This is a genomic window from Halomonas halophila, from assembly GCF_030406665.1.
GTDB classification, from domain to species: Bacteria; Pseudomonadota; Gammaproteobacteria; order Pseudomonadales; family Halomonadaceae; genus Halomonas; species Halomonas halophila.
Window position 1 is genome coordinate 3,532,613 of record NZ_CP129121.1, and the last position, 16,681, is coordinate 3,549,293.

Genomic DNA, 16,681 nt, shown 5'->3' on the forward strand with positions numbered 1-16,681 from the left:
CGATTATAGGGAACCCCCTCGATGCCTTCAACCGATCGCGGGCCGATATCGCGCGAAATCGCCCCAGCTTACGACTAAAAGTCGATAAGTTTCGAAAAACTGTTTAGCACCCTAATAGGGTCTACTTGATGTGGCCGAGGATGCCGTCCAGCTCGTCCAGGCTCGAGTAGCGAATGGTCACCTTCCCCTTCCCGCCGCGGCCGTGCTGGATCTTCACCGGTGCGCCGAGCAGGTCGCCGAGGCGCGACTCCAGGCGCGCCACGTCGGGGCTCGCGGCCGGGGCCTCGGCCTTGGCCGGCTGCCCCTCGGCGAGCCGTTTCACCAGCGCCTCGGTGGCGCGCACCGTGAGGTCCTTGTTGACCACCTCATGAGCGGCCTGGCGCTGCTTGGGGCCCGACAGCGCCAGCAGCGCCCGGGCGTGCCCCATGTCCAGGTCGCCGCGTTCGAGCAGCGTCTGCACTTCGGGATCCAGCGCCAGCAGGCGCAGCAGGTTGGCCACCTGGGCTCGTGAACGGCCCACCGCATCGGCGGCCTGCTGCTGGGTCAGCTCGAACTCGTCGAGCAGCCGCTTGAGCGCCAGCGCCTCCTCGATGGGATTGAGGTTCTCGCGCTGGATGTTCTCGATCAGGGCCAGAGCCAGGGCGACCTCGTCGGTGACCTCGCGGATCACCGCGGGGATGACGTCGAGCTCGGCGAGCTGGGCGGCCCGCCAGCGCCGTTCGCCGGCGATGATCTCGTAACGCTGCTCGCCGATCGGCCGCACTACGATCGGCTGCATCACGCCCTGGGCGCGGATCGAGTCGGCCAGCTCCTCGAGGGCCTCGGGCTGGATGTCGCGGCGCGGCTGGTACTTGCCGCGGGACAGCTGTCCCAGCGGGAGGCGCTCGAGTCGCTCGTCGGCGGCGGGAGCCAGCGGCTCGGCACCGTTGAGCTCGCCCTCCTCCGTCGCCTCCTCGGCCCCGGGCAGGTCCAGGCTTTCGCGGCGGCGGGCGCCGGCGCCGATCAGGGCATCCAGCCCGCGTCCCAGAGCGCGTTGTTTGCGCGTCATCGAGTTCCCCTCATCGGTAAGCACCAAACGGTGTCGGCTACAGCGACAGGCGGCGAATCAGTTCCTTGGCCAGCACCCGGTGTGCCTGGCTGCCCCGCGAGAAGCGGGCGTACTTGGTGACCGGCAGGCCGTGGCTGGGCGCCTCGGCGACCCGCACGTTGCGCGGGATGGTGGTCTTGAGCAGGGCGTCGCCGAAGTAGTCGCGCAGCTGCTTGCTGACGTCGCGGGTCAGGCTGTTGCGGCCGTCGAACATGGTCCGCAGGATGCCATGGATCTCGAGCCCCGGGTTCACGCTGCCCTTGATCTGCTCAACGGTATCGAGCAGCGCCGAGAGCCCTTCGAGGGCGTAGAACTCGCACTGCAGCGGGATCAGCACGCCATCGGCGGCGGTCAGGCCGTTGACGGTCAGCATGTTGAGCGAGGGCGGGCAGTCGATCAGCACCACGTCGTATTCGCCGGCGACCTCGCCCAGCGCCTTGACCAGGCCCTGCTCGCGCCCTTCCTCGCGGTCGAGCAGCTCGACCTCGGCGGCGGTCAGGTCGCCGTTGCCGGGCAGCAGCGCGTAGCCGGCCTCGGGGCAGTCCAGGATCACCTCAGTGGCCCGCTTCTCGCCCAGCAGCACATCGAGCACGCTGCCGTCGAGGGCGTGCTTGTCGACGCCGCTGCCCATGGTGGCGTGGCCCTGGGGATCCAGGTCGACCAGCAGCACGCGCCGCTCCAGGGAGGCCAGGCTGGCGGCCAGATTGACGGCGGAGGTGGTCTTGCCCACGCCGCCCTTCTGGTTGGTCAAGGCGATAATCTTGGTCACGGCGACATCCTTGCGTTGGGAGACAGGGTTCACGGCGGCGCCCGGCGGCCTCCCCGGGCGCGGCTCAGCGCTCACCGGGGGCGCGTTCGAGGATCACCAGGCGGCGATCGCCCACCGAGAAGGGCACCCTCAGCGTATGGCGGGCCACCGCCGCGATCCCTTCCGGCAGGCCGGCGAGCTCGTCCTCCACGGCGGGCCCCTTCATCGCCAGCCACTGTCCCCCCTCCCCCGGTAGCTCCCGGCTCAGGGCGAGGAAGTCCTCGAGACTGGCGAAGGCCCGCGAGATGACCTGATCGAAGCCGCCGGCGGGGGCCTCGAAGGCTTCCACCCGGGCCTGGACGGGCGTGACTCGCTCGAGGCCCAGCTCCATCACCGCCTGACGCTGGAAGCGCACCTTCTTGCCGTTGCTGTCGAGCAGCGTGACGTCGAGCTCGGGCGCGAGAATCGCGAGCACCAGCCCTGGCAGGCCCGGGCCGGCGCCCACGTCGAGCAGGCTCGGACCGGTCACGAAGGGCAGCACGGCGGCGCTGTCGAGCACGTGCCGGGCGACCATCTCCTCGGGATCGCGTACCGCGGTGAGGTTATAGGCGCGATTCCACTTGTGCAACAGCCCCACCAGCGCCACCAGCCGCTCGCGGCGAGCCGCCGGCACGTCGAGGCCGAGCTCGGCCAGGCCGCGCTCGAGGCGGTCGTTCAGGATCGTATCGTTCGGGGTCATCCGTTGGCCACTCGGGTGTCGTCCAGCAGGCGTCGCTTCTTGAGGTGGATCAGCAGGATCGAGACCGCCGCCGGGGTCACGCCGGAGATACGACCGGCCTGGGCCAGGGTCTCGGGACGCGCCTCGATGAGCTTCTGGCGGATCTCGTTGGACAGCCCCTCGACCTGCTCGTAATCGAAGTCGTCGGGCAGCCGGGTGGCCTCGTGGCGCTTGAGCTTGTCGATCTCGTCCTGCTGACGGTCGATGTAGCCCTGGTACTTGGCCTGGATCTGCACCTGTTCGGCGACGCGCTCATCCTCGACCGGCTCGCCGACCAGGCCGGCCACGTCGGCATAGCCGAGCTCCGGACGCTTGAGCAGGTCCAGCAGGTTGTACTCGCGCGCCAGGGGCTGGCCGGTCTTCTCGGCCACGCGATCGGCGGCCTCGGTCTTGGGCTGCACCCAGCTGGCCTTGAGGCGCGCGCTCTCGGCCTCGATGCCCTCGCGCTTGGCGCTGAAGGCGGCCCAGCGGCGGTCATCGATCAGGCCCAGGCCACGGCCGGCCTCGGTCAGGCGCAGGTCGGCGTTGTCCTCGCGCAGCAGCAGGCGATATTCCGCCCGCGAGGTGAACATCCGGTAGGGCTCCTTGGTGCCCAGGGTGATCAGGTCGTCGACCAGCACGCCGAGGTAGGCCTCGTCGCGCCGCGGCCACCAGGCCTCGAGCCCGCTGGCCCGACGGGCCGCGTTGAGGCCGGCCAGCAACCCCTGGGCGCCGGCTTCCTCGTAGCCGGTGGTGCCGTTGATCTGCCCGGCGAAGAACAGGTTGTGGATAAATTTCGTTTCCAGCGAGTGCTTGAGGTCTCGCGGATCGAAGAAATCGTACTCGATGGCGTAGCCCGGACGAGTGATGTGGGCGTTTTCCAGGCCCTTCATCGAGCGCACGACCTGCAGCTGAACGTCGAACGGCAGCGAGGTCGAGATGCCGTTGGGATACAGCTCGTGGGTATCCAGCCCTTCCGGCTCGATGAAGATCTGGTGGCTCGCCTTGTCGGCGAAGCGATGCACCTTGTCCTCGATGGACGGGCAGTAGCGCGGCCCGACGCTCTCGATGGTGCCGGAGAACATCGGCGAGCGATCCAGGTTGGCGCGGATGATCTCGTGGCTGCGCTCGTTGGTCTGGGCGATGTGGCAGCTGATCTGGCGCGGGTGCATCTCGCGGCTGCCGAGATAGGACATCACCGGCGTTGGGGTATCGCCCGGCTGCTCCTCGAGCGCCGAGAAATCGACGCTCTTGGCATCGATGCGCGGTGGCGTGCCGGTCTTCAGGCGATCGACGCGGAACGGCAGCGCACGCAGGCGCTCGGCCAGGGCGTTGGAGGGCGGATCGCCGGCGCGACCGCCACGGCTGTTGTCCAGCCCGATGTGGATCACCCCGCCGAGGAAGGTACCGGTGCACAGCACCACGGTCTCACCCATGAACCGCACGCCGGTCTCGGTGACCACGCCACGCACGGTGTCGCCGTCGACGATCAGGTCGCCGGCGGCCTGCTGGAAGATCGTCAGGTTGGCCTGGTTCTCCAGCATGCCGCGGATCGCCGCCTTGTAGCGCACGCGGTCTGCCTGGGCGCGTGTCGCCCGCACCGCGGGGCCCTTGCGGGAATTGAGTACCCGGAACTGGATGCCGCCCATGTCGGTGGCGAGTCCCATGGCGCCGCCCAGCGCATCGATCTCCTTGACCAGATGGCTCTTGCCGATCCCGCCGATGGCGGGATTGCAGGACATCTGACCGAGGGTCTCGATGTTGTGGGTCAGCAGCAGGGTCCGGCAGCCCATGCGAGCCGAGGCCAGGGCGGCTTCGGTCCCGGCATGGCCACCGCCGATGACGATGACGTCGAAGCGGTCGGGGTACTCCAAGGTTCACCTCGATCGGCGCCGTCGCGCCGAATGTTGCGGTTCAGGGGTCGAATCAGCCCGCCAGTATAACCCCCTTGTGGGTAATCGTCAGGGTTTTCCACACCCGTTCAGGCCGATCCGCCTCCCTTCCGCGGAGACTTAAATAAAAAAACATATAGATAAAAAGAAGTTCTGTTGTGGTAGTGATTACTGGTGTGGACATTTCTCGTGGATAACTGATTTTACCACTTACTTATCAATACCTTGTAATGTTGACCGAAGCAAGGAAAAGGCGCGGACCGCCTGCGGAGGGCATGTTCGGGGCCTGTGGGTAACACCCCGGGTTACCCACAAGCCAGCGCGAACACGGCTTGTCCACCGAGTTCTTCCGGGCTTGTCACCGCGGCTGTGAACAACCACCTCGTTCTGTCCCCAGCCCCGCCATGGCCCGCGTGAGCGACGAGCGGCGAAAAATCTTGTCCACAGGCCGAAAAACGCCCAAAAAAAGGGCCCTGTCGCTGACGACAGGGCCCTTTGAGGCTGGAGGCATGGCGCTTGTCAGTGCTTGAGCACCCGGGACAGGAACTGCCGGGTGGGCTCGGCCTGAGGCGAGTCGAAGATCGTCTCCGGTGGCCCTTCCTCGGCGATCTCGCCCTTGTGAATGAAGATCACCCGGTCGGCCACCTCACGGGCGAAGCCCATCTCGTGGGTGACGATCAGCATGGTCATGCCCTCGTTGGCGAGCTCGCGCATGGCGTCCAGCACCTCGCCGATCATCTCCGGGTCCAGCGCCGAGGTCGGCTCGTCGAACAGCATCAGCCGCGGTTCCATGGCCAGCGCCCGGGCCAGTGCCACGCGCTGCTGCTGGCCGCCGGAGAGCTGGGTCGGATACTTGGCGGCCTGATCGGCGATGCCGACCCGGTCGAGCAGGCGCTCGGCGGTATCGGTGGCCTCATGGCGGCCCAGCCCCCGCACCTTCATCGGCGCCAGGGTGACGTTGTCCAGCACGCTCAGATGCGGAAACAGGTTGAACTGCTGGAACACCATGCCAACCTCGGTGCGGATCTTCTGCAGCGCCTGGGTGGCCTTGCCGTGGGGCTTCAGGGGATTGCCATCGACCTCCAGCTCGCCCTGCTGGAACTCCTCCAGGCCGTTGATGCAGCGGATCAGGGTCGACTTGCCGGAGCCGCTGGCACCGATGATCACCACCACCTCGCCGGGAGTGACCTCGAGATCGATGTTCTTCAGCACGTGCAGGTCGCCGAAGGACTTGTTGAGCTTCTCCATGCGGACGATGCGCTCGCCGCCGGAGGGGGACGTCGGTTGGTTCATGTGCGTGTCTTCCTTCATTGTCCGACCAGGCCCTTGCGCTCGAGCAGGCGCAGCGCCGCCGAGAGCGACAGAGTGATGACCAGGTACAGCATGGCCACCATCAGATAGACCTCCAGGGCGTTGAAGGTGGTGGCGATATAGACCTGGCCCTGGCGGACCAGCTCGCCCACGCCGATCACCGAGAACAGTGAGGTGTCCTTGATGCTGATGATGCCTTGGTTGCCGAGCGACGGGATCATGCGTCGCAGCGCCTGGGGCCAGATGATGTAGCGGAAGGTCTGGCGCCGGGACAGGCCCAGCGACAGCCCCGCCTCGCGCTGGCCGCGCTCGATGGACTGCACGCCGCCGCGGACGATCTCCGAGATATAGGCGCCGGAATTGACCGCGATGGCGGCGATGCCGGCCACCAGGGCGTTGATGGGGCCGCCGAGCAGCTGCGGCAGGCCATAGAAGATGAACAGCACCTGCACCAGCACCGGCGTGCCGCGGAAGACCTCGATGTAGGCCACCGCGGGCACTCGCAGCCAGCGCGACGGGCTGATGCGCAGCAGGCCGAACAGGATGCCGATCAGGAAACCGATCGCCAGGCCGGCGAAGGAGATCAGCAGCGTATAGGGAATCCCCGTGAGCAGATGGGGAATGGAGGCGAAGGCCGCCTGCCAGTCGAATTGAAAGGTGACGTCCACGTGGGAACTCCGTCAGGATGCGCAGGAGAGTGACGAGCCGAAATGCAACGGGGCCGGGTCATGTGACCCGACCCCGTTCAGGCGTTGGGCGACGATTACTCGCCGCTGGCGCTGCCGAACCACTTGCTGTGGATCTCGTCGTAGGTGCCGTCTTCCTTCATCGAGGCCAGGGCCTCGTTGACGGGCTCGACCCAGTCGCTGCCCTTGACCAGCACGATGCCGTACTGCTGGCCCTCGTAGAGCGGGCCGACGACCTTGGCTCGGCCCTCGCCCTGGGTCTGGGAGAAGTAGCCGACGTTGGGCGCATCGTAGAAGACCGCGTCGACGCTGCCGCCGAGCAGCGCCATGTACATGTCGCTGGAGCCCGGATAGGGGGTGATGTCGGCGTCGTCGCCCAGGTTCTCCTGGAGATAGTCGTAGCTGGTGGAGCCGATCTTGGTGCCGACCGACTTGCCTTCCAGGTCCTCGATGGACTGGATGCTGTCGTCGTCGGCGTTGACCAGCAGGCGCAGGCCGCTGTCGTAGTAGGGATCGGAGAAGTCGACGATCTCGGCGCGTTCGTCGGTGATGGTGATGCCGGCGATGGCGATGTCGACGTTACCGGTCTGGACGGCGGGGATGATGCCGTTGAAGTCCATGGTGCGCAGGTTGTACTCGAACCCGGCCCGCTCGGCGACTTCGGCGACGATGTCCATGTCGAAGCCGACCATCTGGCCGGTTTCCTGGTCCATCATCTCGAAGGGCACAAAGCTCGGGTCGGTGACGACGTCCAGGGTCTCCTGGGCGTGGGCCGAGGTGGCGAGGCCCAGGGCGAGACAGGACGCCAGCGAGGCGACCGTGAATTGACGCTTCATGTGCTTCTCCATTGGAGTGATTTGTTGTGGAGTACAAATCAACCATGGCGAGTTGCCGTGAGAGCGTCAAGTCTCGGCAAATGTTGCGGCGGGGCTGGTCGTCAACGCTGCGGATCAGACCATGAAGGAGGCGCCACAGCCGCAGGTGGTGGTGGCGTTGGGGTTCTGGATCAGGAAGCGCGCGCCGGCCAGACCTTCCTCGTAGTCGACCGTGGAGCCGACCAGGTACTGGTAGGAGAGCGGGTCGACCACCAGCGCCACGTCGCCGAACTCGATCAGGGTGTCGTCGTCGGCGATGTCCTCGGCGAGGTCGAAGCCGTACTGGAAGCCGGAGCAGCCGCCGCCGGTCACGTAGACCCTCAGCGTGAGCCCGGACTTGCCTTCCGCCTCGCCGAGGGCCTTGAGACGGGCCTTGGCGCTGTCGGAGAGCAGCAGAGGGGTAGGAACGAAGGATGCGGCACCGCTCATGGGTGACCTCCCCGGAAATCGATGAATGTCGTGCAGGACGACGATTATCCATAACCCTTAGCAAAAGGGTCAACTATTGAGGAGGGAGCCCTGCCCCCGGCGCGATGGCGACGGGGGCAGGCGATGGCCTCAGGGCATCATCGCCGGGGCGTCGAGGCCGGCGAACTCGTCGAGGCCGAACATCAGGTTGAGGTTGTGCACGGCCTGGCCGGAGGCGCCCTTGACCAGGTTGTCGATCACCGAGAGCACCACCACGGTGTCGCCGTCGCCGGGGCGATGCACGGCCATCCGGCAGACGTTGGCGCCCTTGACGCTGCGCGTCTCGGGGTGGCTGCCCGCGGGCATGACGTCGACGAAGGGCTCGTCGGCGAAGCGCTGCTCGAACAGCGCCTGCAGGTCGCCCGGCTCGCCTTGCAGGCGGCCGTAGAGGGTGGCGTGGATGCCGCGGATCATCGGCGTCAGGTGCGGCACGAAGGTCAGGCCCACCGGGCCGTTCGCGGCGTCGCCCAGGCCCTGGCGGATCTCGGGCAGGTGACGGTGGCCGGAGGCGCCGTAGGCCTTCATCGATTCGCTGGCCTCGGCCAGCAGCGACGGCACCTTGGCGCCGCGGCCGGCGCCGGTGACGCCGGACTTGCAGTCGGCGATCACGTGATCGGCGTCGATCAGGCCGGCCTCCAGCAGCGGCAGCAGGCCGAGCTGCACGGCGGTGGGGTAGCAACCGGGCACGGCGATCAGGCGCGCCTGGCGAATCCGCTCGCGGTTCACCTCGGGCAGGCCGTAGACAGCCTCCTCGAGCAGTTCGGGCGCGCCGTGGGGCTGGCCGTACCAGGCGGCCCACTCGTCGGCGTCGCGCAGGCGGAAGTCGGCCGACAGGTCGATGACCCGGGTGCCGCGCTCGAGCAGATCAAAGGCCAGGGCGTGGGCCACGCCGTGGGGCGTAGCGAAGAACACCGCATCGCAGGCCGCCAGGCGCGCCGGATCGGGCTCGCTGAAGCGCAGCTCGTCGTAGTGGCCGCGCAGGTTGGGATACAGTTCGCTGACCCCGAGCCCGGCCTCGCTGCGCGAGGTGATGGCCTCGACGCTGACCTCCGGGTGGCGAGCCAGCAACCTGAGCAGTTCGACGCCGGTATAACCGGTGCCGCCGACGATTCCGACCTTGATCACGATGGGGCTCCTCGATGGTGGACGCTGGGACCTGAGTGGGAGGATATGATACACAAGAGGAAGGGCTCCCACCCAGCCTCGCAGGGGCCAGGGTTGAAATAGGGGCCGGGGTCTAACAGGAAGGACACCTTGCCGCGTTTTCCACTTCCCCGCTTCAGTCTCGATCGTTTCCGCCGCCAGCTGGCCAGCGTGGATGCACTGCCCCAGCTCTGCGTGCTGGGACTGGTGTCCGGCCTGATCACCGGCGGTCTGATGGTGCTGTTCCGCCTGGCGCTCCAGCTGGGCGCCATGATCTTCCTGCCCGGTGGCAATCCCGAGAACTTCGAGGCGCTGTCGCCGCTGACGCGTGCCCTGCTGCCACTGCTGGCGGTGACGCTGATCGGTGCCTGGCTATGGTGGTTGCGGCCCGCCGGCCGACAGATCGGCATCGCCCACGTGATCGAGCGACTGACCTACCATCAGGGGCGCTTCCCGGTGCGCAACTGGTTCACCCAATGGTGGGTGGGCCTGATCTCGGTGCTGGGCGGGCTCTCGGCGGGGCGCGAAGGGCCTGCCATTCATCTGGGCGCGGCGGCCTGCAGCGGACTCGGCCAGCGCCTGCGCCTGCCGCACAACAGCCTGCGCGTGCTGGTGGCCTGCGGCACCGCGGCGGGCATCTCGGCCTCGTTCCATACGCCGGTCGCCGGGGTCATCTTCGCCATGGAAGTGGTGATGATGGAGTACACCATCACCGGCTTCATGCCGGTGATCCTGGCCTCGACCATGGGCGCCGTGGTCTCCCAGGCGGTGTTCGGCTTCGAGCTGCCCTTCGAGGGCACCGGTCTCGCCCTGGGGTCGCTGCTCAACCTGCCCTGGATCGTGCTGAGCGCACTGGGCATCGGCCTGCTGGCCGGCGGTTTCGTGCGCGTGGCGCGTGCCGGCGACCGCCTCAAGCGCGTGCCCTTCGCGCTGCGCTTCGCGCTGGCCGGCGGCGTGGTCGGCGCCATGGCCTGGTGGTACCCCCAGGTGCAGGGCATGGGCTACGACACCCTGGGGCTGACCATCGGCGGCTCGCTGAGCCTCGACGTGCTGCTGGCGGTCGCCATCGGCAAGCTGCTGATCACCGCCTTCACCGTGGCCTGCGGCATCCCGGTGAGCATCATCGGCCCGGTGGTGGTGGCCGGTGGAGCGGCCGGTGCCCTGTGCGGCCTGCTCGGTGCCCAGCTGCTGCCGGATCTTGCCGCCGGCCCCGCCGTCTACGCCATGCTGGGCATGGCCGCGATGATGGGGGCCGTGTTGCAGGCGCCGCTGGCGGCGCTGATGGCGCTGCTGGAGCTGACCCATAACCCCAACCTGATCCTGCCCGGCATGCTGGCGGTGGTGGTGGCCGGTCTGACGTCGCGTCAGCTGTGCGGCTGCGACGGCTTTTTCATCAGCGTGACCCGCCACGGCCTGCATCCGCTGCAGCAGCCGCTGATGCAGGCCCTCAGCCGGGTCTCGGTGCCGGCGGTGATGGAGCGCGATCTGGTACGCTCGCGCCGTCGGGTGACCCTCGACCAGGCCAGTGCCCTGCTCGTGGCGAAGCCGGTGTGGATCGTGATCGAGCGCTCCAGCGATGCCAAGCCGACCCTGGCGCTGAAGGCGGCCGACCTGGCGCGCTGGATGCTCGAACACGACGAGACCGACAAGCTGATCGACAAGGAGGGCCGCCTGGACCTGCTGGAGATCCCCGGGCAGCGCCTCGACCTGGCACCGATCCACCTGCAGGCGACGCTCTCCGAGGCCTTCTTGCGGCTCAACACCAAGCATGCCGACGCCCTCTACGTGGAGCACGGGCATCGGCCGAAGCAGAAGCGGATTTCCGGTATCATCACCCGCGACGCCATCGAGCGTTACTATCGCTACAGCGATGCATCCCCCGGCTAGGAGTCGACATGTACCTCTGGATCAAGGCCCTGCACCTGGTGGCCGTGGTGACCTGGTTCGCCGCCCTGTTCTATCTGCCGCGCCTGTATGTCTACCACGCCATGGCCCGGGATCGCGGCGAGTCCCAGGCCATCGAGTATTTCAAGACCATGGAGCGCAAGCTCTACCGGGGCATCATGACGCCCTCGATGATCGCCGTGCTGGTGTTCGGCGGCGGGCTGCTGGCGCTGAATCCGGGCTGGCTGTCTCAGGGCTGGATGCATGCCAAGCTGACCCTGGTGGCGGCGCTGGTGGCCTATCATCACGTGTGCCTGATCTATCTCAAGCAGTTCGCCGACGGTCGCTGCAGCCGCAGCCATCGCTACTTTCGGATCTTCAACGAGCTGCCGGTACTCGCCCTGTTGGCGATCGTCCTGCTCGCCGTGCTGAAGCCGTTCTGATGACAGGGGATGCGCAGACTCACCCCCATCTGCCGGCGGTACTGGTGCTGGCCGGCCACGATCCCACCGGCGGCGCCGGCCTGGTGGCCGACAGCGAGGCGGTGGCCGCCTGCGGCGGCTGGGCGCTGACCGTGCCCACGGCGTTGACGGTGCAGAACTGCCGCGACGTCGGCGCCGTGCAGCCGGTGGACGGCGTGCTGATCCGCGACGCCGCCGCGGCGCTGGAGGACATCGAGATCGCCGCCATCAAGGTCGGCCTGCTGGCCTCCGAGGCGGCCCTCGACGCGGTGGTGGAGATCATCCAGCGCCGGCCGGGCGTGCCGGTGGTGGTCGACCCGGTGCTCAGGGCCGGCGGCGGGCATGAGTTGTCCACACCCACCTTGATCGAGACCTTTCGCCGGCGCCTGCTTCCCCTTGTGGATATCCTGACGCCCAATCGCCGGGAGCTGGGCCGACTGGCCGGTGGCGCCTGCGCCGACGACACCGAGCGTGCGGTCGAACTGATGCACCTGGGCTGCCAGGCGGTGCTGGTCACCGGTACCGACGATCCCGAGGAGCGGGTGCCCGCGGGGCGGGTACGGCACACCCTGCACGTGCCGGACGGCGATCGCCAGTGGACCTGGACGCGGCTGCCAGGCGTGTTTCACGGCTCCGGCTGCACCCTGGCGTCGTCGCTGGCGGCGCGGCTGGCCCAGGGAGAATCGCTGGTGGCGGCCTGCGAGCAGGCCCAGGCCTACACCTGGCAGACGCTGTCCCATGGCTGGCGCCCGGGTCACGACGACGGCGACGATCAGTGGCTGCCGAGGCGCCTGTGGCGGCTGCCGGTGGCTCGCTTCGAGCAGGACGCCTAGGCGCCGGACTGGTCATCCACGACCCAAGCATCGAGAATGAGGCCATGACCGAGACATCTTCGCGGGGATTGAGCGACGTTCACCGGGGAATCACCGCTCGCCCAGAGATTGTCCAGAGATTTATCCACAAGCCGAACGCCGTGACCGCGCGGCTCCGGCGTGATGCGACGCTTACTTTCAACAGCTAATGAGGTTGACATGACCACATCCGCCCAGCTCTTCGAACGGGCCTGCCGCCATATTCCCGGAGGCGTGAATTCGCCGGTGCGTGCCTTCAAGGGCCTGGAACGTCCGCCGGTGTTCATGGAGCGGGCGCAGGGCGCCTACCTGTTCGACGTAGAGGGCAAGCGCTATGTGGACTACGTCGGTTCCTGGGGGCCGATGATCACCGGCCATGCCGACCCGGAGGTACTCGGCGCGGTGCGCGAGCGCCTCGACAGCGGCCTCTCCTTCGGCACGCCCACGGCCATCGAGACCACCATGGCCGACCTGATCTGCGAGATGATCCCCAGCATCGAGATGGTGCGCATGGTCAACTCCGGCACCGAGGCCACCATGTCGGCGATCCGCCTGGCCCGCGGCTATACCGGACGCGACAAGATCGTGAAGTTCGAGGGCAACTACCATGGCCACTCCGACTCGCTGCTGGTCAAGGCCGGCTCCGGTGCCCTGACCCACGGCGAGCCCAGCTCGCCGGGCGTGCCGGCGGCCCTGGCCGAGCACACCGTGACCCTGTCGTACAACGATCCGGATGCGGTCGAGCAGTGCTTCGAGGAGATCGGCGACCAGGTGGCCTGCATCATCGTCGAGCCGGTGGCCGGCAACATGAACTGCATTCCGCCGCAGCCCGGCTTCCTCGAGACCCTGCGCCGGGTCTGCGATCGCCATGAGAGCGTGCTGATCTTCGACGAGGTGATGACCGGCTTCCGCGTCGCCATGGGCGGTGCCCAGGCGCATTACGGCGTCGAGCCCGACCTGACCTGCCTGGGCAAGATCGTCGGCGGCGGCATGCCGGTGGGCGCTTTCGGCGGCCGCCGCGGCATCATGGAGAACATCTCGCCGCTGGGGCCCGTCTATCAGGCCGGTACCCTGGCGGGCAATCCACTGGCTATGGCGGCGGGCATCGCCCTGCTCACCAAGCTGCGCGAGCCGGGCTTCCACGACGCTCTCAGCCAGCGCGTCGAGACCCTGTGCCACGGCCTCCAGGAGCGGGCCGATGCCGCCGGCATCGACATGATCACCCAACAGGCCGGTGGCATGTTCGGCGTCTTCTTCACCGGGCAGAGCCGGGTCGATAACTTCGCCCAGGCCACCGCCTGCGACGGCGACGCCTTCCGCCGCTTCTTCGCCAGCATGCTCGAGCAGGGCGTCTACATGGCGCCCTCCGCCTTCGAGGCCGGTTTCATGTCCAGCGCCCATGCGCCCGAGGACATCCAGCTGACCCTGGACGCGGCCGAGGTGGCCTTCGCCGCCATGCGCCAGGACTGACGGCACCCGACAAGACCGCGTGAACGGAGAAGAACGATGAACCAGCGACACGCCCCCGGAAGTCCGACCCGAGATGTCACCCTGGAGACGCTGGTCGAGCGCCTGAGCGCCTGGCATGCCGATCACGCCACCGACGAGGCCACGCCCCTGCATGAGGCCGTTCAGCGGCGCGTGGCCGCCGAGACGCAGGCCCTGACGGCGCTGATCGTCGCCGACGAAGACCGCCAGCGACTGCAGGCCCTGAGTCGCTGGCTGGAGGAGAACCTGTCCCGCTTGGCGCCCGTCTTCAAGACGCGCGAGGCCCGGCGGCTGCCGCGCAGCTGGGCCTGCGAGCACCCTGACAGCCGGCTGCTGGACGAGGGGCGCGTGGTGATGGTCAATGCCATCGATCGCGACCTTCAGAGCCACGGCGCCGAGGTCGTCCAGGATCCGGCCGCGGACCTGGCCTCGCTGCTGGTGGGGCTCGAGGTGCGTGACGAGTCGCGGCTGGCACGGCTGGCGCTGGACGGGTACCTGCGGCTCAGCGGCGACTACCAGGCCGCCCGGCTGCTGTCGGTGTTCCGGGTGCTCGAGTGCCTGGCCGGCGCGCGTCGCGCCCTGCGTCGGTTGGAGGCGGCCGAGGGCGACGACGAGCGCCCTGCCCTGCTGGCGGAGACCATGGGCGCCTGCCGCCGCTATCTGGAGCTGGCGGAACGGCACGCGGAGTTCCGCTTTCCGCCGCTGGTCATCGGCGTCGGGGTGTCGGGCAGTGGCAAGAGCCGCTTCACCCGCAACCTGGTGACTCGCCTGGGCGCGGTGCGGGTGGCGTCACATGCTGAGCGGCGTCGCCTGCATGGACTTTCTCCACAGGCGGTGGAGGGCGAAGCGCCTGTGGGTATCTTCGATGCCTCGACCACCGAGCGTACCTATCAGCGGCTGGCGCAGTGTGCCGGCCACCTGCTGGATGCCGGCCTGCCGGCCTGCATCGACGCGACCTGCCTGACCCAGGCGCAGCGTGACTGGCTGCGGCATCAGGCCGAGAGCCGGGGGCTGCCGGTGCTGCTGGTCAGCTTCGAGGCGGATCAGGCGACCCTGACGCGTCGCATCACCAAGCGGGCCGGACGCCATGGCGTGACCGCGGAGGAAGGTCTCGCGGTGCTGTCGCATCAGCAGGCGGCCTTCGAACCCTTCTCCGACGAGGAACGCTTCCACCTCGTGCGGCTGGACACGACGGCGGACAACGCCGGCGAAACGCTGGCCGGGCTGATCCAGGAGCATATGCACTGGAGCTGAAGTGCCTGCCGAGACCGGCTACCAGGGCCGGTCTCTCCATGCTTTCTTCCCCATCTTCTCCCTTACTTCTCCTTCTCACGCGTTCCCGAGTGTTACGTCGGCTTGGCATACCGCCCTGCGGTTCGGTGTTAGCTGATACGACATAATATATTGAAAATCAGGGATAAATATTGAGGCGTGACGACAGTGTCAAGACTGAAACAGGTTTGTACCTAATATGTTTCAATATGTTAAAGCACTGTTTTTAAATATTTTATCCTCGCATGGCCACTTCAGGCACGGAGTCACTGTTTCATCAGCCTGACACTCCGCTCGGCAATATCCCGCCATTGCCTTGCCTGCCTCTCCCCATACCCGACGCCTTCCGATTTCTTCGTCCGCACTATCAGAAGGTTACTGAAAGTTGGCACGTCCCGTGCTCTAGGTTTCATGCCTGCGAGTGGGATCTTCAAGGGTTCAAGAGAGACCTCCGGCTCAGCAGGCCGTGACACCGACGCCGGCAGCGATCCGAGGATCGTCCGGCAAGACGCAAGGGATTCTGTCGAATCGAACGGGAGTGTGATCATGAGTACCAAAGCATATGCAATCGCGGGAACTTCCCTGCTGGCGCTGGTCATGGCGATTTCCACTGCCCAGGCCAACCCGACCGCCAATGGCGACGATGCCTTCCAGTTTGTGGCTTCTGACGCCACTGCAAACGCTGGGGATGGTGGTAACAGCGCCGGTGGTGACGGCAACGGTTTTGGCGCGAGCTCTGCTAACGCCAACGGTACCGGCACCGGCGTAGGCGCCCTTCTGGGCTATGGTGAGGGTAAAGGTGAAGGCGGCAAAGCCGAGTCTTCTGGCTTCGGCTATGGCTCCGGCGGTAACGGTGGCCCGGCCGGCGACGGTGGCGATGCCTGGGCCATGAGCGAGTCCTACAACACCGCCATCAGCGTGATCTCCGAGCAGCAGATGAATTCCGTTGTCATCGGGGACTCCATCAGCGTCCGTGGCGCTCGTGGTGCCCGTGGGGCAGCGGGTGGTGAAGGCGGCATCAACGCGGCCGTCAGCGTCGGCGCCGGTCTTGGCGGCGATGGTGGTGACGGTGACGGTGACGATGGTGGTGACGCCGGCGCCCTGGGTCTGGGGGCCGCGGAAGGCGGTGATGGAGTCGGTGCCGGCATCGGGCTGGGTGCCGGTGAAGGTGGCGATTCCGGTGCTGGCGCCCTCTCCGCGTCTGGCAACAGCGATGGCGATGCGACCGGAACCGGGATCGGTGCGCTGCTCGGTCTGGGTCTTGGGACCGCAGATAACTCTGGTGACCAGACTGCCAAAGCCGGTTCCACTGACGCCGATTCCACCGCTGGGGACGGCAGTGGCACCGGGCTCGGTGCCGGCTCAGGCACCGGTGGTGACGGCAGTGCTGGCGGCTGGGCCGGTGCGGTGGCCGGTGACGGCGGCAGCGGCTACGGCGGCGGCGGCGGCGGCGGCAAAGGCGTCGGCGGCGATGCCTATGCCGCAGGGGCCCATGGCGGCGCCGGTGGCAACGGGGGCAACGGCGGCGCAGCCGTCCTGCGCACCGGCGCTTCCAGCATCTCCGTGGCGGCCGGAGGCGTCTACGGCGGCGTGTCCAACATGAACAGCTCCAGCGGGTTCTACAACTCGCAGCTGTCCGGCACCAGCATCTCCGCCCACAGCGGCGTGAGCATCGGCAACTGATGGCTCGGGCCTCGCGAGAGGCCCGTTTGCCCAATCGGGAACTGGCGGACGAGGTTCCGCCAGTTCCTTCACTGT

General features: G+C 67.5%; 15 protein-coding genes. 6 read left to right on the forward strand and 9 right to left on the reverse strand.

Going from position 1 to position 16,681, the window contains the following annotated elements; all coding sequences use genetic code 11:
* Positions 1-121: 121 nt before the first annotated feature.
* The 9 genes from QWG60_RS16660 to argC all read right to left on the reverse strand — a co-directional run bounded on the left by QWG60_RS16660 (position 122) and on the right by argC (position 8,949).
* Positions 122-1,048 carry a ParB/RepB/Spo0J family partition protein gene (locus QWG60_RS16660; protein ID WP_035594505.1) on the reverse strand — a complete coding sequence of 309 codons (927 nt, stop codon included), beginning with the start codon at positions 1,046-1,048 and terminating at the stop codon, positions 122-124.
* A 37-nt stretch (positions 1,049-1,085) separates the two neighbouring features.
* Positions 1,086-1,856 (reverse strand): ParA family protein, encoded by a 771-nt coding sequence (locus tag QWG60_RS16665; protein WP_046078869.1) that lies wholly within the window; start codon positions 1,854-1,856, stop codon positions 1,086-1,088.
* A 64-nt stretch (positions 1,857-1,920) separates the two neighbouring features.
* Complete coding sequence (gene rsmG, locus QWG60_RS16670; protein WP_046078870.1) at positions 1,921-2,574, reverse strand: 16S rRNA (guanine(527)-N(7))-methyltransferase RsmG; 654 nt, start codon at positions 2,572-2,574, stop codon at positions 1,921-1,923.
* Positions 2,571-4,466 (reverse strand): tRNA uridine-5-carboxymethylaminomethyl(34) synthesis enzyme MnmG, encoded by a 1,896-nt coding sequence (gene mnmG / locus QWG60_RS16675; RefSeq protein ID WP_046078871.1) that lies wholly within the window; start codon positions 4,464-4,466, stop codon positions 2,571-2,573. Before mnmG ends, rsmG begins: the two co-directional genes overlap by 4 nt.
* A 537-nt stretch (positions 4,467-5,003) precedes the next feature.
* Positions 5,004-5,777 carry an amino acid ABC transporter ATP-binding protein gene (locus QWG60_RS16680; RefSeq protein WP_046078872.1) on the reverse strand — a complete coding sequence of 258 codons (774 nt, stop codon included), beginning with the start codon at positions 5,775-5,777 and terminating at the stop codon, positions 5,004-5,006.
* 14 nt (positions 5,778-5,791) lie between these two features.
* Positions 5,792-6,463, reverse strand: a complete 672-nt coding sequence (locus QWG60_RS16685) for an amino acid ABC transporter permease (RefSeq protein ID WP_035594515.1) — start codon at positions 6,461-6,463, stop codon at positions 5,792-5,794.
* Positions 6,464-6,558: 95 nt separating this feature from the next.
* Positions 6,559-7,317, reverse strand: coding sequence for a transporter substrate-binding domain-containing protein (locus QWG60_RS16690; protein WP_035594518.1), 759 nt, complete (start codon positions 7,315-7,317; stop codon positions 6,559-6,561).
* Between the two features lie 114 nt (positions 7,318-7,431).
* Positions 7,432-7,785: an iron-sulfur cluster insertion protein ErpA gene (erpA, locus tag QWG60_RS16695; protein WP_035594520.1), complete on the reverse strand. Its 354-nt coding sequence runs from the start codon at positions 7,783-7,785 to the stop codon at positions 7,432-7,434.
* Positions 7,786-7,914: 129 nt separating this feature from the next.
* Positions 7,915-8,949 (reverse strand): N-acetyl-gamma-glutamyl-phosphate reductase, encoded by a 1,035-nt coding sequence (gene argC / locus QWG60_RS16700; RefSeq protein ID WP_046078873.1) that lies wholly within the window; start codon positions 8,947-8,949, stop codon positions 7,915-7,917.
* Between the two features lie 129 nt (positions 8,950-9,078).
* Here argC and QWG60_RS16705 point away from each other — a divergent pair, with 129 nt between their 5' ends.
* From QWG60_RS16705 to QWG60_RS16730, 6 genes are all read left to right on the forward strand, one after another.
* Complete coding sequence (locus tag QWG60_RS16705; RefSeq protein WP_146909137.1) at positions 9,079-10,854, forward strand: chloride channel protein; 1,776 nt, start codon at positions 9,079-9,081, stop codon at positions 10,852-10,854.
* Positions 10,855-10,862: 8 nt separating this feature from the next.
* A complete protein-coding gene (hemJ, locus tag QWG60_RS16710; protein ID WP_035594529.1) occupies positions 10,863-11,294 on the forward strand; it encodes a protoporphyrinogen oxidase HemJ in 432 nt (143 codons plus the stop codon).
* Positions 11,294-12,145: a bifunctional hydroxymethylpyrimidine kinase/phosphomethylpyrimidine kinase gene (gene thiD / locus QWG60_RS16715; protein WP_107181735.1), complete on the forward strand. Its 852-nt coding sequence runs from the start codon at positions 11,294-11,296 to the stop codon at positions 12,143-12,145. Before hemJ ends, thiD begins: the two co-directional genes overlap by 1 nt.
* 198 nt (positions 12,146-12,343) lie before the next feature.
* Positions 12,344-13,633, forward strand: a complete 1,290-nt coding sequence (hemL, locus tag QWG60_RS16720; protein ID WP_107181734.1) for a glutamate-1-semialdehyde 2,1-aminomutase — start codon at positions 12,344-12,346, stop codon at positions 13,631-13,633.
* Between the two features lie 36 nt (positions 13,634-13,669).
* The gene (locus tag QWG60_RS16725; RefSeq protein ID WP_146909139.1) at positions 13,670-14,905 is read left to right on the forward strand and encodes an AAA family ATPase; all 1,236 of its coding nucleotides are present in this window, start codon (positions 13,670-13,672) and stop codon (positions 14,903-14,905) included.
* Between the two features lie 564 nt (positions 14,906-15,469).
* Positions 15,470-16,606 carry a hypothetical protein gene (locus QWG60_RS16730; protein ID WP_146909141.1) on the forward strand — a complete coding sequence of 379 codons (1,137 nt, stop codon included), beginning with the start codon at positions 15,470-15,472 and terminating at the stop codon, positions 16,604-16,606.
* Positions 16,607-16,681: the final 75 nt, after the last annotated feature.